This window comes from Pseudomonas fluorescens (genome assembly GCF_902498195.1).
Taxonomy (GTDB): Bacteria; Pseudomonadota; Gammaproteobacteria; order Pseudomonadales; family Pseudomonadaceae; genus Aquipseudomonas; species Aquipseudomonas fluorescens_BU.
Map to the genome: position 1 here is coordinate 751,636 of NZ_CABVIY010000002.1, position 18,254 is coordinate 769,889.

Annotated in this window: 22 protein-coding genes; 16 read left to right on the plus strand and 6 right to left on the minus strand. The window is 60.6% G+C overall.

From position 1 onward, the window contains the following. Positions 1-31: 31 nt before the first annotated feature. The gene (gene bglX, locus F8N66_RS08860; protein WP_150769808.1) at positions 32-2,323 is read right to left on the minus strand and encodes a beta-glucosidase BglX; all 2,292 of its coding nucleotides are present in this window, start codon (positions 2,321-2,323) and stop codon (positions 32-34) included. A 195-nt stretch (positions 2,324-2,518) separates the two neighbouring features. On the opposite strand from bglX, the gene F8N66_RS08865 reads away from it, so the two are divergent. From F8N66_RS08865 to F8N66_RS08890, 6 genes are all read left to right on the plus strand, one after another. Beyond that, positions 2,519-3,124, plus strand: coding sequence for a LemA family protein (locus tag F8N66_RS08865; RefSeq protein WP_150769809.1), 606 nt, complete (start codon positions 2,519-2,521; stop codon positions 3,122-3,124). Positions 3,125-3,218: 94 nt separating this feature from the next. Then, complete coding sequence (locus F8N66_RS31950) at positions 3,219-3,971, plus strand: TPM domain-containing protein (RefSeq protein ID WP_150769810.1); 753 nt, start codon at positions 3,219-3,221, stop codon at positions 3,969-3,971. A gap of 43 nt (positions 3,972-4,014) precedes the next feature. Continuing rightward, complete coding sequence (locus F8N66_RS08875; RefSeq protein WP_150769811.1) at positions 4,015-4,632, plus strand: TPM domain-containing protein; 618 nt, start codon at positions 4,015-4,017, stop codon at positions 4,630-4,632. Between the two features lie 131 nt (positions 4,633-4,763). Then, the gene (locus F8N66_RS08880) at positions 4,764-5,066 is read left to right on the plus strand and encodes a helix-turn-helix transcriptional regulator (RefSeq protein ID WP_150769812.1); all 303 of its coding nucleotides are present in this window, start codon (positions 4,764-4,766) and stop codon (positions 5,064-5,066) included. Further along, positions 5,053-5,409, plus strand: coding sequence for a putative holin (locus F8N66_RS08885; RefSeq protein ID WP_150769813.1), 357 nt, complete (start codon positions 5,053-5,055; stop codon positions 5,407-5,409). Before F8N66_RS08880 ends, F8N66_RS08885 begins: the two co-directional genes overlap by 14 nt. Continuing rightward, a complete protein-coding gene (locus F8N66_RS08890) occupies positions 5,409-5,687 on the plus strand; it encodes a phage holin family protein (RefSeq protein ID WP_150769814.1) in 279 nt (92 codons plus the stop codon). Before F8N66_RS08885 ends, F8N66_RS08890 begins: the two co-directional genes overlap by 1 nt. A gap of 22 nt (positions 5,688-5,709) precedes the next feature. On the opposite strand, the gene F8N66_RS08895 is transcribed toward F8N66_RS08890, so the two are convergent. Further along, a complete protein-coding gene (locus F8N66_RS08895; RefSeq protein ID WP_150769815.1) occupies positions 5,710-6,135 on the minus strand; it encodes a helix-turn-helix domain-containing protein in 426 nt (141 codons plus the stop codon). A gap of 297 nt (positions 6,136-6,432) precedes the next feature. Between F8N66_RS08895 and F8N66_RS08900 the strand changes: the two genes are divergently transcribed. The 3 genes from F8N66_RS08900 to F8N66_RS08910 all read left to right on the plus strand — a co-directional run bounded on the left by F8N66_RS08900 (position 6,433) and on the right by F8N66_RS08910 (position 8,415). Beyond that, on the plus strand, positions 6,433-6,711 hold the full coding sequence (locus F8N66_RS08900) for an ogr/Delta-like zinc finger family protein (protein WP_150769816.1): 279 nt from the start codon (positions 6,433-6,435) through the stop codon (positions 6,709-6,711). Between the two features lie 2 nt (positions 6,712-6,713). Continuing rightward, positions 6,714-7,076, plus strand: coding sequence for a hypothetical protein (locus F8N66_RS08905; RefSeq protein WP_150769817.1), 363 nt, complete (start codon positions 6,714-6,716; stop codon positions 7,074-7,076). A 124-nt stretch (positions 7,077-7,200) separates the two neighbouring features. After that, entirely contained in the window at positions 7,201-8,415 is a 1,215-nt protein-coding gene (locus tag F8N66_RS08910) for a class I SAM-dependent methyltransferase (protein ID WP_150769818.1), read from the plus strand. A 59-nt stretch (positions 8,416-8,474) separates the two neighbouring features. Here the strand turns inward: F8N66_RS08910 and F8N66_RS08915 are convergent, their stop codons facing one another. After that, positions 8,475-9,380: a DMT family transporter gene (locus tag F8N66_RS08915; protein WP_150769819.1), complete on the minus strand. Its 906-nt coding sequence runs from the start codon at positions 9,378-9,380 to the stop codon at positions 8,475-8,477. A 314-nt stretch (positions 9,381-9,694) separates the two neighbouring features. Between F8N66_RS08915 and F8N66_RS08920 the strand changes: the two genes are divergently transcribed. From F8N66_RS08920 to F8N66_RS08935, 3 genes are all read left to right on the plus strand, one after another. Next, the gene (locus F8N66_RS08920) at positions 9,695-10,276 is read left to right on the plus strand and encodes a DJ-1/PfpI family protein (RefSeq protein ID WP_150769820.1); all 582 of its coding nucleotides are present in this window, start codon (positions 9,695-9,697) and stop codon (positions 10,274-10,276) included. A gap of 14 nt (positions 10,277-10,290) precedes the next feature. Continuing rightward, complete coding sequence (locus tag F8N66_RS08925) at positions 10,291-10,596, plus strand: ribbon-helix-helix domain-containing protein (RefSeq protein WP_150769821.1); 306 nt, start codon at positions 10,291-10,293, stop codon at positions 10,594-10,596. Positions 10,597-10,771: 175 nt separating this feature from the next. After that, positions 10,772-11,116 carry a YegP family protein gene (locus F8N66_RS08935; protein ID WP_150769822.1) on the plus strand — a complete coding sequence of 115 codons (345 nt, stop codon included), beginning with the start codon at positions 10,772-10,774 and terminating at the stop codon, positions 11,114-11,116. Between the two features lie 130 nt (positions 11,117-11,246). On the opposite strand, the gene F8N66_RS08945 is transcribed toward F8N66_RS08935, so the two are convergent. After that, positions 11,247-12,134, minus strand: coding sequence for a dihydrodipicolinate synthase family protein (locus F8N66_RS08945; protein WP_150769823.1), 888 nt, complete (start codon positions 12,132-12,134; stop codon positions 11,247-11,249). Positions 12,135-12,164: 30 nt separating this feature from the next. After that, positions 12,165-12,947 (minus strand): aldolase, encoded by a 783-nt coding sequence (locus tag F8N66_RS08950; protein WP_150769824.1) that lies wholly within the window; start codon positions 12,945-12,947, stop codon positions 12,165-12,167. Positions 12,948-13,058: 111 nt separating this feature from the next. On the opposite strand from F8N66_RS08950, the gene F8N66_RS08955 reads away from it, so the two are divergent. After that, on the plus strand, positions 13,059-13,601 hold the full coding sequence (locus F8N66_RS08955; protein WP_150769825.1) for a helix-turn-helix domain-containing protein: 543 nt from the start codon (positions 13,059-13,061) through the stop codon (positions 13,599-13,601). A gap of 112 nt (positions 13,602-13,713) precedes the next feature. Here F8N66_RS08955 and F8N66_RS08960 read toward each other — a convergent pair whose 3' ends face one another. Then, on the minus strand, positions 13,714-14,733 hold the full coding sequence (locus F8N66_RS08960; protein WP_150769826.1) for a DUF4917 family protein: 1,020 nt from the start codon (positions 14,731-14,733) through the stop codon (positions 13,714-13,716). Positions 14,734-14,864: 131 nt separating this feature from the next. Here F8N66_RS08960 and F8N66_RS08965 point away from each other — a divergent pair, with 131 nt between their 5' ends. The 3 genes from F8N66_RS08965 to F8N66_RS08975 all read left to right on the plus strand — a co-directional run bounded on the left by F8N66_RS08965 (position 14,865) and on the right by F8N66_RS08975 (position 18,116). Then, positions 14,865-15,773: a LysR family transcriptional regulator gene (locus F8N66_RS08965; RefSeq protein ID WP_150769827.1), complete on the plus strand. Its 909-nt coding sequence runs from the start codon at positions 14,865-14,867 to the stop codon at positions 15,771-15,773. Between the two features lie 226 nt (positions 15,774-15,999). Further along, the gene (locus tag F8N66_RS08970) at positions 16,000-17,193 is read left to right on the plus strand and encodes a CaiB/BaiF CoA transferase family protein (protein WP_150769828.1); all 1,194 of its coding nucleotides are present in this window, start codon (positions 16,000-16,002) and stop codon (positions 17,191-17,193) included. After that, positions 17,190-18,116 carry a hydroxymethylglutaryl-CoA lyase gene (locus tag F8N66_RS08975; protein ID WP_150769829.1) on the plus strand — a complete coding sequence of 309 codons (927 nt, stop codon included), beginning with the start codon at positions 17,190-17,192 and terminating at the stop codon, positions 18,114-18,116. Before F8N66_RS08970 ends, F8N66_RS08975 begins: the two co-directional genes overlap by 4 nt. Positions 18,117-18,254 lie beyond the last annotated feature (138 nt).

Below are 18,254 nucleotides of genomic sequence, written 5' to 3' on the forward strand. Positions count from 1 at the left end.
GCCGAAGGCTGCGATCTTTTGCTTTCAAGTGTTACAGCAATTCAAAGCTCTGCTGCGTCACATCCCTGGAATCCAGGCCGATCTGCACATTGAACTTGCCCGGCTCCGCCGCGTACTTCAGCTGTGCGTTGTAGAACTTCAGGTCGTCCTCGGTGATGGTGAAGTGCACGACTTTCTGTTCGCCGGCCTTGAGCATCACTTTCTGGAAGTTCTTCAGTTCCTTGAGCGGACGGATCATCGAACCGGTCACGTCCTGCAGGTACAGCTGCACCACGGTTTCACCGTCACGCTTGCCCGTGTTTTTCACCGTGACGCTGGCGTCGAGCTTGCCGGTCTTGTTCAGCGTGGTCGAGGACAGGGCCATGTTGCTCAGGCTGAAGTCGGTGTAGCTCAAGCCGTAGCCGAACGGGAACAGGGGGCCGGTGGTGTCATCGAAATACTGCGAGGTGTAGTTGCCCGGTTTGCCCGGGGTGAACGGCCGGCCGATGCTCAGGTGGTTGTAGTAGGTCGGAATCTGCCCCACCGAACGCGGGAAGGTGATCGGCAGTTTGCCCGACGGGTTGTAGTCGCCGAACAGCACGTCGGCGATGGCGTTGCCGCCTTCGGTGCCGCTGAACCAGGTTTCCAGGATCGCATCGGCCTGGTCGTTTTCTTCGAGGATCGACAGCGGACGGCCGTTCATCAACACCAGCACCAGCGGTTTGCCGGTGGCCTTCAGGGCGCGGATCAGCGCACGCTGGTTTTCCGGGATGTTCAGGTCGGTACGGCTCGACGATTCGTGGGACATGCCACGGGATTCGCCTACCGCTGCGACGACGACGTCAGCCTCCTTGGCCGCTTTTACTGCTTCGTCGATCAGCACGTTCGCCGGGCGCGGGTCATCCACCACTTCCGGGGCGTCGAAGTTGAGGAAGTTCAGGTAACCGAGGATTTTCGGGTCGCTGGTGATGTTGGCGCCACGGGCGTAGATCAATGTCGATCGGTCACCGATCACATTGCTCATGCCATCGAACAGGGTCACCGATTGCGCCGGACGGCCGGCGGCGGCCCAGCTGCCCATCATGTCGATCGGCGCCTTGGCCAGCGGGCCGACCAGGGCGATCTTCGCGGTTTTTTTCAGCGGCAGGGTTTCACCCTGGTTTTTCAACAGCACCAGGCTGCGACGTGCCACGTCACGGGCCTCGGCGCGGTGCAGGCGGCTGTCGGCGTAGGTGTCGGCCGGGTCGTCCTCGGCCTTGCCGATGCGCAGGTACGGGTCCCTGAACAGGCCCATGTCGTACTTGGCGTCCAGTACCGCACGCACGGCATTGTCGATGTCGCTCTGCTGGATCTCGCCGGATTTCAGCAGGCCCGGCAGCTCCTTGCCGTACAGGGTGTCGTTCATGCTCATGTGAATGCCGGCCTTGATCGCCAGCTTCGCCGCTTCGCGACCGTCGGCGGCGACGCCGTGCTTGATCAGCTCGAAAATCGCCCCGTGATCGCTCACCGCCAGGCCCTTGAAGCCCCATTCCTTGCGCAGCAGGTCATTCATCAGCCAGGTGTTGGCGGTGGCCGGCACGCCGTTGATCGAGTTCAGCGCGACCATCACCCCGCCAGCACCGGCGTCAATCGCCGCGCGGTACGGCGGCAGGTAGTCCTGGTACATCTTGACCGGGCTCATGTCGACCACGTTGTAGTCGCGGCCACCCTCGACCGCGCCGTACAGGGCGAAGTGCTTGACGCTGGCCATGATGCTGTCGGCGGCATTGGCGCCGACACCCTGGAACGCCTTGACCATCACGCCGGCAATGCGCGACACCAGGTAGGTGTCCTCGCCGAAGCCTTCGGAGGTGCGGCCCCAGCGCGGGTCGCGGGAGATGTCGACCATCGGCGCGAAAGTGATGTCAAGGCTGTCGGCCGCGGCTTCCTTGGCGGCGATGCGCCCGGACAGGCCGATGGCGTCCATGTCCCAGCTCGACGCCAGGGCCAGCGGGATCGGGAAAATGGTGCGGTGGCCGTGGATCACGTCATAGGCGAAGAACATCGGGATCTTCAACCGGCTGCGCATGGCCGCGTCCTGCATCGGACGGTTTTCCGGGCGGGTGATCGAGTTGAACGTGCCGCCGATGTTGCCGGCGGCGATTTCCTTGCGGATCAGCTCCCGGGGCATTTCCGGGCCGATGCTGATGAGGCGCAACTGGCCGATTTTTTCATCGAGGGTCATCTGCTTCATCAGGTTGCTGACGAAGGCTTCCTTGTTTTCAATAGGTGCCGGTGACGTAGCGGCCAGTACGTTATGACTGGCCAGGCTGACGAACAGGCCCAGCAAACACAGCTTCTTCATGAATAGTTTTCTCAAAGGCCCAAACGGCGATGGTCACGCCGGCCAGCCAAAATTTAGGGAGCGTCTATTGTTGTTCGGGTGCTGACTAGAAAAACGACAGCTGCAATCCAATGGCGCGGGCGATTATGCCCCAAGAGCCGGCCGAGAGGGTTGCCGGTTGTTTTTTCCATGCAATGTGAAGGGAGTATCACTGTGATGAATGTTCGACAGTCCTACCGGTCGCGGCTGCAAGTCGCCACGTTGCTGGTGCTGGCCACAATGCTGACCGCCTGCGGCATCAACAACATCCCGACCCTCGATGAGCAGGCCAAGGCCGCGTGGGGCCAGGTGCAGAACCAATACCAGCGCCGCGCCGACCTGATTCCCAACCTGGTGGAAACCGTGAAGGGCTATGCCGCCCATGAAAAGGACACCCTGACCGCGGTGATCGAGGCCCGGGCCAAGGCCACTTCGATCCAGGTGGACGCGTCCACCCTGGACAACCCGGAGAAGCTCAAGCAGTACCAGCAGGCCCAGGATCAACTCAGCGGTGCCTTGAGCCGTTTGATGGTGGTGTCCGAGCGTTATCCGGACCTCAAGGCCAATCAGAACTTCCTCGCCCTGCAATCGCAGCTTGAAGGCACCGAAAACCGCATCAGCGTGGCCCGGCGCGACTTCATCCTGGCGGTGCAGAAGTACAACACCGAGATCCGCACCTTCCCCGGCCGCCTGTGGCACAGCGTGATGTACAGCAGCCTGCCGGTGCGCGAAACCTTCGAGGCCACGCCGGGTTCGGAGAAGCCGCCCGAAGTGAAGTTCTGAACCTGTGTAGGGGCTGCCGAAGGCTGCGATTTCAAAACAACGTCAAAAGATCGCAGCCTGCGGCAGCTCCTACAGGGATGAATGAGGTTGTCAAATGCGCATGTTGAAAGCAGGCCTGCTGCTGTTGCTGTGGGTGTTTACCCTGGCGGTCCAGGCCGAGTTGAAGTTCCCGGAACTGACCGGGCGGGTGGTGGATAACGCCCAGATGATCGAGCCCTCGGTACGCGAGCAGCTGGCGCAACAGCTCCAGGCCCATGAGAAAACCACCGGTGAGCAGCTGGTGGTCGTGACTTTGCCGGGTCTGCAGGGCACTGACATTGCAGACTTCGGTTATCAATTGGGCCGCTACTGGGGCATTGGCCAGAAAGACAAGAACAACGGCGCGTTGCTGATCATCGCGCGTGATGAGCGCAAACTGCGCATCGAGGTGGGCTACGGCCTGGAGGATCGCCTGACCGACGCCCAGAGTTCGGTCATCATCAATCAGGTGATCACCCCGGCCTTCAAGGCCGGCCATTTCAGCAAAGGCATCAGCGACGGGGTGGCGGCGATGCTGGTGGTGCTGGGCGGCAATCCCCTGGACGAGCCGTCCACGGTGTACGACTCCGGTGGCGATCCGAGTGACGATTTCCTCACGCAGCACCCGGGGTTGTTCGTGTTTTTGGTGTTGTTGTTCATCCTGACTGTTTTTGTCTGCCAGATGCTCGGTATCCTTCCCGCCGGCCGGGGCGGTTCGAGTGGCTCCGGTGGATTCGGCGGTGGCGGTTTCGGGGGCGGCGGTGGCGGTGGCGGCTTCAGCGGCGGCGGGGGCAGTTTCGGCGGTGGCGGTTCGTCGGGCGGCTGGTGATCACTCTTCTGATAAAAACAATAGCGGGCAGGCATTCAACAACATGGCATTACTGACGGAACACGAACAACGCAAAGTCGCCGAGGCAATCGCCCGGGTCGAGCGCGACACCGACGCCGAACTGGTGACCGTGCTCGCCGCCCGCGCCGACGACTACGCGTACATCCCGCTGCTCTGGGCCAGCCTGCTGGCGCTGGTGGTGCCGGGTATCGTGCATTACCTGACAGGCTGGTTGACCATGCACAGCCTGTTGCTGGTGCAATGGCTCAGCTTCATCGTCCTGTGCCTGCTGTTCCGGGTGCCGAAAATCACCACCCACCTGATCCCGCGTTCGGTTCGTCACTGGCGCGCCTCGAACCTGGCGCGCCGGCAATTCCTGGAGCAAAACCTGCACCACACGGTGGGCAGCACCGGCGTGCTGATTTTCGTCTCCGAGGCCGAGCGTTATGTGGAAATCCTGGTGGATGAGGGGATCTCCAGCCGGCTGGACAACAAAAACTGGGACGCGATCGTCGCCGAGTTCACCCGCCAGGTACGCCAGGGGCAGACGTTGCAGGGCTTCGTCAACTGCGTCGAGGCCTGTGGCGAACTGCTGAAAGTGCATGTGCCGGTGACCCATGTGCGCAACGAGCTGCCGAATCGGTTGGTAGTGCTCGGCTAACCCCTGATCCAGAGCGTTTTGTGGCACGCCGCGGCACAACGGCGGCGTGTTGTTCGGTGTCACTCTTCTGTTCAACATCTCTATGAACAGCGAGCGCTCAGTGACGAGCGCTCTGACGTAGAGGGTTTGTTATGTTTGCACATCAATCACGTAACTCTTTATCCGCAACATCCCCCCAGGACGACGGGGGACCACCGCCGGCTCAGCTGACCGCGAAGGAAACACAAGCCTTGATGTGGTGCCTTAAAGGTAAAACTTCCTGGGAGATCGCCCGGATTCAGAATTGCTCGGTTTCCACGGTCAACTTTCACTTCACCAATATTCGCCGCAAGTTCGCCGTCAGCTCCCGCAGTGCCGCGTTGCTCAAAGCCATCGAGTCGGGTGTCATCCGCGTTGGTGAGATGGCCGTGCGAGGTGGTCATGAATGTGACTGATTCGGCCTACAGCAGTATCAGTGGGCTTTTGCTGGGCCTGGGCATCGCGACGTTGCCTTCGATTGATGGCGAGGCGCTGTTCGGCGCGGCGCTGGGGGCATGGTTGGTCACTACCACTCGCAGCAATTTCAAGGCGTGGCAACGAATGGGATCCTGGTTGTTGTCGGCCGGCGTCGGTTATCTGTTCACGCCCGTCGCGCTGCAGTTGGTCCCTTTCCTGACCATGGGCGTGACGGCGTTCTTCTGTGCGCTGATCGTGATTCCCGTCAGTATCAAAGTCATGCAGTGGATCGATGGGGCGGGCCTCGACGAAATCATCCGACACCTCAGGGGGCGAGGGTGATGGGCAATGAAATGGCCGCTCTGATTCTTGTAACGGGTCTGGCTCACTTACTCAGTGCTTTCAGGCTGGCGTGTTATCAGCGTGACGAAGAACAACACTGTTGGCGTGACGGGCTGCTGACCAGTCTGTTGGGCGGGATGTCATGCATTGCCGGCATGGATGTACTACTGGCATTTGTACCGGTGAGCCCGTGGCACGCAGTCACCAGTGTTTTTTCGTGTGCGGTGATTATTCGCAACCGCGGAAACATTATGGTGTTGTGGCATTCCTTGAAATGAAGAACTTTAGATGCCTGTCATTTCATGGTTCTTTTGAATGTTGAAGTGATGAGAGGACAGAGGCCATTTCCGACAGTTTGAGTTCGAGATCCCGCAGGCGCCGCTTTTCCTCCAGTGCGTTTTGTATGGCGCAGCGGTCATCTTCGTCAAGCAACCGCCACAACGCGAGAATGGTGTTTTCACGCGTCGTACTTTCCTGAGCGCTCTCCAGCGATTCGCTGGATGTGGCCCGCAGGATCGGCCCTTCACCTAACAGCAACCAGTCGAGAGAAATGCCGCGACTTTGCGCAATTTCTACGCATATTGAGTATGGCGTACTGTCGCGGCCTTTCCAGCTGCTGAGGGTTTGCGGACTGATTTTTAGCGCTGAGGACAAGGATGCATCGGTTTTGGTCCCGGTTACACGCTTTAGGCGAGTCAAAACATCTTGTGATTTTTTGCTACGCAATTTGAGCCTCTTCCCTTTGACATACTCTTTTTGAGTGCCTAACTTATGCGTAATGAGTACTTTTTTTTATTAAAGTAATCAATCATCAACTATGAATCAGAAGAATACGATGTCGAAATTTCCTAATAGTAACAGGGTGATTTCCTACGAGCCTGGCTCGTATTTGTCAGGTGCCCGCCTGTTGCACTTCCTTTTGTCAGGAGGGCATTCGCGTCATGGGGGTGTCGCAACCAATGTTTTGAGCAGTATTGCGTTTGATCAATCCGATTGCCACCCGACGACCACCAGGAACCACGCATGAGTACTTACAAAATGGTTTGCCCGCACTGCTTGAGCCGGATGCGAATCCGGACCAGTGAAGGGCGTCATATTTTCCTGCGTGTGGCCTATCTGCAATGTACGTCGGAAGCGTGTGGATGGTCGGTCAGGGCTGAATTTGAAATGACCCATGAGCTTTCGCCCAGTGGAATGCCTAACCCTTCGGTGCATCTGCCCTGCGCCGGACCTGACTTGCGACGCGCCGCCCGACCCGTTGAAGAAAAAGCGCTAGCCACGGAATCGCAACTGGAGTCATGAACATGGCAGGATCCGATGTCAATTTGGTGATGAACGCGGAGCTGGTGGCGATCGCCCGAGCCTTCCTCGCTCGACATGAAAGCGATGGATTGCTTGATGATCAGGTGCTGTTCTGTCGTGCCGTGAAACATCTTGAAAGTTTAGATGTGCCCATGCATCTGGCCGAAAAGCTCGTCAGCCACGCCTACGGAGTACTCAAATCCAGCAACGATCGCCGACGCCTGGACATCGCCTCGAGCTCTGAAACTGTCGCCGTGGTCACTGATCCCGCCAATGGCCTGACCTGGGCAGTGCCGGTGGGATTGATCGTTAAGTACATCATCAACTCGCCGAACAATCGTAAGCTTCGATTGGTGGAGCCCTGAGTTTCACTGTCGGGTCCTGGACAGCTTGACCAGGACCTGCCAAAAAATTAGCCGTGCCCAAAACCCCCATCCCCCCTAAAATACCCGGCATTCCCTGATCCGCATCGCCCGAGGCCGCATTTTCATGTCCGTCACCGCCATTCCTGCCAGCCCCGCGCCGGATCATCACGCCCAGTTTATCGACCTGCTGCAAACCAGCCTCGATCAAAACGCCTTCATCAAACTGGTGCTGGCCAAGTACGTCGGCGAGGAAGCAGACCTGCAGCGCATCATCATCAAGCCGGTGGCGGTCAAGGCGCAGCCTTGCCTGTCCTTCGTCTATCGCTACAAAACCCGCGACATCACCAAGAACCTGCCGCTTGCCGAAGGCGTGGCGAGCATTGCCGGGCTGTTGCCGGCGATGTTCAAGAATGCGCATTTGTTGTCGCTGACCGACGAAGCCCAGCTCGAATACAGCAAAAAGGGCAAGAGTTCGCTGTTCAAGAGCAAACCCCAGCAATTGCGCGAAGTACCGTCCGCCGAGCACAACCGCGAGAAAAACCGTTTCCTCGACCTCAGCCGACCGTTTCTCGCTGACCTGGGCGTGACCAACAAGCAGCACGAGCTGATCCCGGCGATGTCGCGCAAGTGGAAGCAGATCAACAAGTTCATTGAAGTGTTCAGCCATGCGCTGACGTCATCGCCGCTGGCGCTGGACAAGCCCGTGCGGGTGGCGGATTTCGGCTCGGGCAAGGGCTACCTGACCTTCGCCATCCACGATTACTTGCGCAATACCCTGAAGGCCGAAGGCGAAGTGACCGGTGTCGAACTGCGCGAAGACATGGTCACGCTGTGCAACACGGCGGCGGCCAAGCTGGAGCATCCGGGCCTGGTGTTCAAGTGCGGCGACGTGCGCACTGTGGCGCCGAGCGAACTGGACGTGATGATCGCGCTGCACGCCTGCGACATCGCCACCGACTACGCGATCCACACCGGCATCCGTTCCGGGGCGTCGATCATCATGTGTTCGCCGTGCTGCCATAAACAGATTCGCCTGCAAATCCAGAGCCCGGCGCTGCTCAAGCCGATGCTGCAATACGGTCTGCACCTGGGCCAGCAGGCGGAAATGGTCACCGACAGCTTGCGTGCGCTGTTCCTCGAAGCCTGTGGGTACGAAACCAAGGTGTTCGAGTTCATCTCGCTGGACCACACCAACAAAAACAAGATGATCCTGGCGGTCAAGCGCGCCGAGCCGGTTGATCCGGCTCAGCTGTTGGCGAAGATCCAGGAACTGAAGGATTTCTACCACATCAGCGAACATTGCCTGGAAAACCTGCTGCGGGCTGACGGCTACCTCTGATCTTGTGGGAGCGGGCTTGCTCGCGAAGGGGCCATCACATTCAATCTCGTTGTTGGCGGTCAGTCCGTCTTCGCGAGCAAGCCCGCTCCCACATTGGCTTTGACCGCTGTCTTGCGCCCCAATATCACGGTCACGATCACCCCGGCCGCGAACAACCACGTAATCGGCTCGACGTGTTCGCCAAAGAACAACGCTGAAAAAGCGATGGTGAAGAAGATCTGCAGCAACTGGATCTGACTGACCCGCGCAATGCCACCCATGGCCAGCCCGGCGTACCAGGCAAAGAAGCCGATGAACTGCGAAAACAGCGAGACGTAGCCGAAGGCCCACCACGTCTTGGCAGAAATCTCGCCCTGATGTTGCAGCGCCAGGTAGCTCACCGGGCCGATCAACAGCGGCGTCGACAGCACCAATGCCCAGCAGATCACCTGCCAGCCGCCCATCTCCTTGGCCAACCGGCCGCCTTCGGCATAACCCAGGCCGCCCACGGCAATGGCGCCGAGCATCAACAAATCACCGGCCTGAATGCTGCCGGCACCGCTGATCAGCGCATAACCGAGCACCAGCGCACTGCCCAGCGCGGCGCAGGCCCAGAAGGCTTTCGATGGCCGTTCGTGGGACAACCAGGCGGCGTACAGCGCCACGCACAGCGGTTGCAGGCCATTGACCAGGGCGCCGTGGGACGCCGGCAGGGTTTGCATCGCCCAGGCCGACAACACCGGAAAGCCGAGGATCACCCCGGCAATCACCAGGCTCAAGCCCTTGACCTGTTTCCAGGTCGGCCATCTTTCCCGGCGCCACAGCAGCAGCAACGCCGCCGGCACCGCCGCGAACAACGCCCGCCCCAGGCCATTGAGCAACGGATGAAGTTCCTGCACGACGATGCGTGTGAAGGGTAGGGTCAGGCTGAAGATGACGACGCCGAGCAGGCCCAGGGCCATGCCGGTGTTTTCGCGGGAGGACATGATGGCAACCAGAATCGAGGGTGATGGGAAGTGCCTTTATCTAGCCATAAACCGTGGGTTTCACGCTGTTACAGATAGGCACAGAGTTATCCGTAGAGTTGCGAGTAATCCTCGCAACGCAGGAGCTGCCGAAGGCTGCGATCTTTTGATCTTGGCTCCTCGACCGATGCAGAAAAGATCAAGATCAAAAGATCGCAGCCTTCGGCAGCTCCTCCAGGTAGTCGGCGTAATAGCCGGCTGTTACCCGACCTTCCGGATAAGGACTACCTTGAATACTCCTGCATGCCCACGCATTTCCCAGAGGAGTCGTCCCCATGGCTGCCAAAAAAATCCTGATGCTGGTCGGCGATTACGTCGAAGACTATGAAGTGATGGTGCCGTTCCAGGCGCTGTTGATGGTCGGCCATACGGTACACGCCGTCTGCCCGGACAAAACCGCCGGCCAGACCGTGCGCACCGCCATCCATGACTTCGAAGGCGATCAGACCTACAGCGAGAAACCCGGTCACCTGTTTGCCCTGAATTTCGACTTTGCCAAGGTCAAGGCGGCGGACTACGACGCACTGCTGGTGCCGGGCGGACGTGCGCCGGAGTACCTGCGCCTGAACGAAAAAGTCCTGGAGCTGGTGCGTGATTTCGACAAGGCCGGCAAGCCGATCGCTGCCGTGTGTCACGGTGCGCAATTGCTGGCGGCGGCCGGGATTCTCGAAGGCCGCGAGTGCAGCGCTTATCCGGCCTGTGCACCTGAAGTGCGCCTGGCCGGCGGTACGTTTATCGATATCCCGGTGACGGACGGCCATGTTCAAGGCAATCTGGCCACCGCGCCGGCCTGGCCTGCCCACCCGAACTGGCTGGCCGGTTTCCTCGGGCTGCTGGGCACAAAAATCACGCTGTAACGAGGTATCCGTCGATGTGCGAGCTCTACGTCAAGGCCGATCCGATCCTCTACGAGTCACGCTCCCGCTCGCTGCGCATTTGCGGCGTGGTGACCACCCTGCGCCTGGAGAATCAGTTCTGGGACATCCTCAGTGAAATCGCCGAGGTCGATGGCATGACCACCAACCAGTTGATCGCCAAGCTGTACGAAGAGGTGATGGACTATCGCGGCGAGGTGGTGAATTTCGCCTCGTTCCTGCGGGTGAGTTGTACGCGGTATCTGAGTCAGCGGCGGGCAGCGGCACCGGAATTGTCGGTGGTGCGGGCGGTGGTGAAGTAGGGTGGTTTTTTTAGTGGCCTTGCCGGCCCTTTCGCGAGCAAGCCCGCTCCCACAGGGATCACGCTGAACCTGTGGGAGCGGGCTTGCCCGCGAAGAGGCCGGCCCAGGCGACAAAGATCCACGGCTGGTCTTTACTCTGAAGCGCGCAACCTCTCAATCGCCAAGGAGAAAGAGCATGTCCGGATGGTACGAAGTGAGCAAAAGCAGCAGCGGTCAGTTCAGGTTTGTGCTGAAGGCGGCGAACGCCGAAACCGTATTGACCAGCGAGCTGTACACCACCCGCGCCGCGGCTGACAAAGGCATCGCGTCAGTCCAGGCCAACAGCCCGCTGGATGAACGCTACGAGAAAAAAACCACCAAGGATGGCCATCCTTATTTCAACCTCAAGGCCGGCAACCACGAAGTGATTGGCAGCAGCGAGTCGTACTCCTCACCAGCGGCCATGGAAAAAGGCATCGCCAGTGTGAAGGCCAACGGACCGACCAAGGTGATCAAGGACAAAACCTTGCCGGTGCTCTGAACCCGACACAAATCGAATGTGGGAGCGGGCTTGCTCGCGAAAGCGGTCTGTCAGTCGACTTCATTGTTGCCTGACGCACCGCCTTCGCGAGCAAGCCCGCTCCCACCGTTGTGTTGAATGCGCCTTGATATCAGCGCAGGGTTTTCAACAGGCCTTGCAGCTGAGCAATGCCCGCTTCACCTAGCGGGAACACCGGCAGCCGCGGATCCCCCACCTCCAGCCCGGTTTCTCGCAACCCCGCCTTGATCGTCGCCGGCAAGCCGCCCTTGAGGATGAAGTCCAGCAGCGGCAGCTGGCGATAGAACAGTTCGCGCGCCTGGCTCAGGTCGTTGGCCAATACCGCTTCATACAGATCCAGATTGAGCCGAGGGATCAGGTTCGGCGCGGCTGTGCACCAACCTTTGGCCCCGGCCGCAAACGCTTCCAGCGCCAACGGGTTGCAGCCGTTGTAGAACGGCACCTGGCCTTCGCCCAGGCGTTGCAGCTGATGCATGCGCTGGATGTCGCCGGTGCTCTCCTTGACCATGGTCACGTTTTCCACGCCCTTGACGATGCGCAGGATCAGCTCCACCGACATGTCGGTGCCACTGGTGGCCGGGTTGTTGTAGAGCATGATCGGCACGCCGATGCTGTCGCCGATGGCGCGGTAGTGGGCGAGGATTTCCGCTTCGCTGAGTTTCCAGTACGACGTCGGCAGCACCATCACCACGTCGGCGCCATGGGCTTGGGCGAAACGAGCGCGTCGTACCGCTTTGGCGGTGGTCAGGTCGGACACGCTGACGATGGTCGGCACCCGTTTGGCCACGTGCTGGATGCTGAACTCGGCAACCTGATCCCACTCCGCATCGCTCAGGTAGGCGCCTTCGCCGGTGCTGCCCAGGGGCGCGATGGCGTGCACGCCGTCGTCGATCAGGCGGTCGATGGAACGCCCGAGCGCGTTGAGGTCCACGCCCTCGCCGTTAGCGGTGAACGGGGTGATGGTGTAGCCGATGATGCCGTGAATGTTTGCAGTGGACATGGGGTCTCTCCGTACAAAAAAGGTCTGGGTTCAGTTCAGGCAATCGGCGTGTTGGCGCAGGTTCTGCCGGGCGTAGTAGTTGAACGCGGCGGCATGGCGCTTGGGCCGGGCGATCCAGTCATGGGCTTCGCGGCCCAGCTCGGGGATGATCGGCTTGATGGTCCCGGCGCTCATTGCCAGCAGCTGCAATTTGGCGGCGCGTTCGATCAGTTGGGCAATCACGCAGGCTTCCTCGATGGTGGTGCCGGTGGACAACTGGCCGTGGTGGGAAAGCAGGATCGCCCGCTTGTCGCCCAGGGCGCCGGCAATCAGGTCGCCTTCTTCGTTACCCACCGGCACACCTGGCCAGCCTTCGAGAAACGCACAGTCGTCGTAGAGCGGGCAGAGGTCCATGTGGGAAATCTGCAGCGGCACTTCCAGCATCGACAAGGCCGCGACGTGGGTCGGGTGGGTGTGAATGATGCAGTTCACATCCGGCCGTGCGCGGTAGACCCAGCTGTGGAAACGGTTGGCCGGGTTGGGCATGCCGTGGCCTTCGAGCACGTCCAGGTCTTCGTTGACCAGCAGCAGGTTGCCCGCGGTGATTTCGTCGAAACCCAGGCCCAGTTGTTGAGTGTAATAGGTGCCCGGCTGCGGGCCACGGGCGGTGATTTGCCCGGCCAGGCCGGAATCATGGCCATTCTCGAACAGAATGCGGCAGGTCAGGGCCAGCTTTTGCCGGTCGGTCCACGTATTATCCGCGAGGGTGTTTTGCATCTGGCTGAGCGCTTGCTTGACCAGTTGATCCTTGGGCAGTGCTAATGTCTTGGCCATATCGGTGTCCTCTTTGGCTGGGTCATGCATATGACACGAAAGATGCTATATGACACTTTGTGTCATGAGCAAGGACAATTCGTCACCTTCTTGATGGATTAATCGCTCAACATGTCTATCCGTTTGAAATTATTGAGAAAAAAACTTGGCGTGACCCTGGAGGCCCTGGCCGAACAATCGGGCATGACCAAGAGCTACCTGTCCAAGGTCGAGCGCGGCTTGAACACGCCGTCGATTGCGGCCGCGCTGAAACTGGCCAAGGCGTTGAACGTGAAGGTCGAGGAGCTGTTTTCCGAAGACAAGGCCAGCGTCGACAGCTACAGCCTGGTGCGCAGCCACGAGCGCCAGCCCCTGGGCGCCAGCGGCGACAATCCGGGTTACGCGGTGCTGGCCCATCAGGTCAGCGACCGCAACCTGTTGCCGTTCATCATCTACCCGCCGACGCAGTTCACCGACAAAGCCTTCAAGGAGCATGTGGGCGAGGAATTTCTGTTCGTCCACGAGGGGCAGGTGGAGGTGGATTTCCTCAATGAGCGCGTGCTGCTCGGCCGGGGTGATGCGCTGCACTTCAATTCGCAGAAACCGCACCGGATACGCTCGGTGGGTGAGGTGCAGGCGCAGTTGCTGGTGGTGGTGCACAGCACCGAGGAATGAGCTGACTGGACTGACGCTTTCGCGAGCAAGCCCGCTCCCACATTGGGTCTGCGGTGTACACAAATCAAATGTGGGAGCGGGCTTGCTCGCGAAGACGTCAGTTCGAACAACACTAAATTTCGACGGGAACCGATAACTTCGGGCTACCCAACGCGTGGCTCTTCGAATCAAAAAACCGCAACTCAACCCCGGTCCCCTCAAACACCTTCGCGTAATGCCGCTTCTGGTGCTGGATGAACGCCTGGCTGCGCGGGTAAATCGAGATCGCCACCAGCTGCGGTTTCGCCTGGCGCAAGGCATGCACGATATGGCTGTCCTGCTCGCCCAGCGCATGGCCGAAAATGCACAAGCCGTCAGCATGCCCCAGCAATTGCGCGTAGCAGAACGACAGGTAGTCCGAGCTGCGAATGGTCTTGAGCTTGTCGGCGCTCGGACCTTCGTTGACGAACAGCGGCACGTCGTCGAGGGTCTTGATCGTGTTGTTGATGGCGAAACTGCCGAGCAACGTGCCCTCGGTCGACATCAACCGGCGTGCCGTGCCGTCCTGGTTGCGCACCAGGTGCAAGCCACCGTGCAGGTACAGCAAGCGGGTCTTGTCGGCGGCGCTGGCGCTCAGGTCAAAGGCCGGTTCAGCGCCCTGGAACAGGTCGGTGATCGCATCCGGTCGTTGCTGGATCGCCCAGTGATTGAGCAGGTCGTAGTTGGTGGTGAACACCGTGCGATAACTGGCCAGTTCCCGATTGATCGTGGCCAGGGTCGACGCCTCGACCAGCCGCCACGGAATGTGTACCGCATGCACCGTGTTGATCAGCGCTTCCTTGATCGCGTAGTAGCGATTGCGCGGCGCGGCGGAGCTGACGGCCAGGGCCTTGTTGACCCGGCTGGTGGTCTTCAGCGCGCTCAGCGCCTGCTCGAAACTGCGCGTCTGCATGGCCTCGAACACGCTCAGCTCGGACGGGCTCAGGGGCTTTTCTTCGACGGTGCGGGCGTTTTCGAACAGCGAGTCGTAACCGAAGTCGTCCCACACGGCGCGGCTGGCGCCGTTGCCCACCAGCAGGCCGTCGAACGCGGCACTGGCGCGCAAGGCGTTCCAGTCTTCAAGGTGGGCGTCGACATCCAGGAAATCGGTCATTGCGATCAAAGTCTCAAAGCAAAAGGTCTGATGGGCGGCGACTTTATCACGCCAGGCATCGAGATTTGCCGTCGCGCGGGCGAACAACGCTATGCTGCGCCTTCGTCTGAGCCGACATCGCCGAGTCCCTGATGCTGCAAAAAAGCCTGATCCGCCGCCTCGACCTGATCACCCTGCAACTCTTCGTTGCCGTGCATGAAGAGGGCACGCTGACCCGTGCCGCCGCGCGCGAGGCGATCGCGGTGTCGGCGGCGAGCAAGCGTTTGATGGAGCTGGAAGAGGCGTTGGGGATCAGTCTGTTCGTGCGCCAGGCCAAGGGCATGACGTTGACGCCGGCCGGTGAGACGCTGCTGCATCATGCGCGGCAGATGCTGTTCAACGTCGAGAAAATGGGCCTGGAACTGGGCGAGCACAGTCACGGTGTGCGCGGTTATGTGCGGATGCTCGCCAACCTGTCGGCGATCATCCAGTTCCTGCCGGAAGACTTGCGGGACTTTTCCGAGCGCCATCCGCAGGTGAAAACCGACCTTGAGGAACGGCCCAGTTCCGGGGTGATCCAGGGGGTACTGGATGGCGTGGCCGACCTCGGGATCTGTTCCATCGACAGCGACATCAAAGGCCTGCACAGCGTGCTCTACCGTCAGGACAAACTGATGGTGCTGATGTTGCCGGATCATCCGTTGGCCAGCCGATCGAGCCTGGCATTTGCCGATACCCTGGACAGCGATTACGTCGGCCTGCATGCGGCCAGTTCGATCAACATGCGCACCCACGCCGCGGCGCGTCAGGCTGGCCGGGTATTGCGGGTGCGCATCCATGTGCCGGGATTCGACGCCATGTGCCGCATGATCCAGGCCAACATGGGCATTGGCGTCCTGCCGCAACGGGCCTATGAATTGTTTGGCCGGGCGCTGGGTTTGCATGCGGTGCCGTTGACCGATGACTGGTCGGACCGGGCGTTGATTCTGGTGGTGCGCGATGAGGCGTTGTTGTCGCCGGTGAGCCGGATGTTGTTTGAGCATTTGCGTGGGCAGGTTTGACGTTTTCATTGGCTGGACTGGCCCCTTCGCGAGCAAGCCCGCTCCCACCCTTTGAAATGCGTTCCCCTGTGGGAGCGGGCTTGCTCGCGAAGGCGGACCTGGGGTCGCCGTGTTCTTGCAGAGCGTTCGCATTTCGCGAACGCCCGTTGCCAACTGAAGGTTGGATTCCTTTAGCCCCGTTCCTCTAGCCTTGGCCCCATATTCCAAGAACAAGAGGTACCCCGCGATGACTGCCCCCCTGAGTGCGATCAAAGTGATCGAAATCGGCACGCTGATCGCCGCGCCGTTCGCCGCGCGCATGCTCGCCGAGTTCGGCGCCGAGGTGATCAAGATCGAAGCCATGGGGCAGGGCGATCCCCTGCGCAAATGGCGCAAGCTGCACGAAGGCACCTCGCTGTGGTGGTACCTGCAATCGCGCAACAAGAAGTCCCTGGCGCTGAACCTCAAATCCGCCGAAGGCATTGAGCTGGTCAAGCAACTGGCGACCGGCGCCGACGTGCTGATCGAAAACCTGCGCCCCGGCGCCCTGGAAAAACTGGGCCTGGGCTGGGACGTGCTGCACGCCCTCAACCCCAACCTGACCCTGGTGCGGATTTCCGGTTATGGCCAGACCGGCCCGTACCGTGATCGTCCCGGATTCGGTGCCATCGGCGAGGCCATGGGCGGCATCCGCTACACCACCGGCACCCCCGGTTCACCGCCTGCGCGTGTCGGCGTCAGCCTCGGCGACTCCCTGGCGTCGTTGCACGCGGTGATCGGGGCGCTGATGTCGCTGCTGCGGGTCAAGACCGGGCAGGGCGGCGGGCAAATCGTCGACGTGTCCCTCGCTGAAAGCGTGTTCAATGTCATGGAAAGCCTGGTCCCGGAATACGACATGCTCGGTCATGTGCGTGAGCGCAGCGGCGGCGCCTTGCCGGGCATCGCGCCTTCCAATACCTACCTTACGGCCGATGGCGCTTATGTGGTCATTGCTGGCAACAGCGACCCGATCTACCGTCGCCTGATGAACACCATCGGCCGCGCGGATCTGGCCGAAGCGCCGGAATTCGCCCACAACGACGGGCGTGCGGCCAAGAGCAATGTGCTCGATGCCGCCATCACCCACTGGACCAGCAGCCTGCCCATCGATGACGTGCTGGCGGCGCTGGAAGCCGCCGAAGTCCCGGCCGGGCGCATCTATTCGGTGGCCGACATTGTCGCCGACCCGCACTATCAGGCGCGGGACATGTTGCTCAATGCCGAGCTTCCCGGCGGTGCCACGGTGAAGATGCCAGGCATCGTGCCGAAACTCTCGGAAACCCCCGGTGGCGTGAATTGGTCGGGACCCGGATTGGGCCAGCACACTGACGGCATCCTCGCGCAGCTTGGTCTGACGCTGGCCGACATCGAACGCCTGAAAGTGGAAGGAGTGGTGCAATGATCACTGACTATTCCGATCGCCTGATCGTCCAGGAAGTCTCCCCGCGTGACGGCTTGCAGATCGAGCCGACCTGGGTCGAGACAGTCGACAAGATCGCCCTGATCGATCAATTGTCCCTGGCCGGTTTCAGCCGCATCGAAGGCGGCTCGTTCGTGTCGCCCAAGGCCATTCCGGCATTGCGCGATGGCGAGTCGGTGTTCAAGGGCATCACCCGCCAGCCAGGGGTGATCTACGTCGCGCTGATCCCCAACCTCAAGGGTGCGCAACGGGCATTGGCCTGCAGTGCCGATGAGCTGAACCTGGTGATGTCCGCCAGCCAGACCCACAACCTGGCGAACATGCGCATGCGCTGCGAGGACTCGCTGGCGGCATTCGGCGAAATCGTCCAGTTCGTACAGGGCTCAAGGGTGCGACTCAACGCCAGCATCGCCACCACCTTTGGCTGCCCTTTCGAAGGCAGGATCGATGAGGACCGGGTGCTGCAGATCGTCGAGGCCTACCAGGAACTCGGCATCCAGGGCATCACCCTGGCCGACACCACCGGCATGGCCAACCCGCGTCAGGTCGATCGCCTGGTACGGCGGGTGTTGCAGCGCGTGTCACCCGCGGACCTGACTCTGCACTTTCACAATACCCGCGGCCTTGGCCTGTGCAATGTGCTGGCCGCCTACGAGGCGGGAGCCCGGCGTTTCGACGCGGCACTGGGCGGGCTCGGCGGTTGCCCGTTTGCGCCGGGGGCCTCGGGCAACATCTGCACCGAAGACCTGGTCAATCTGTGCGATGAAATCGGCATTCACACCGGTATCGACTTGCCGCTGCTGCTGAAACTGTCCCGAGGACTGCCTGCGCTGTTGGGCCACGAAGTCCCCGGGCAACTGGCCAAGGCCGGCCGCAATTGCGACCTGCACCCGATTCCCACCTGACACCAATCCCCTGTGGGAGCGAGCCTGCTCGCGATAGCGGTGAGGCAGTCGACATCAATGTTGGATGTGACTCAGTCATCGCGAGCAGGCTCGCTCCTACAGTAAAAAGCACCTCAACCAGACAACAAAAACAATCGG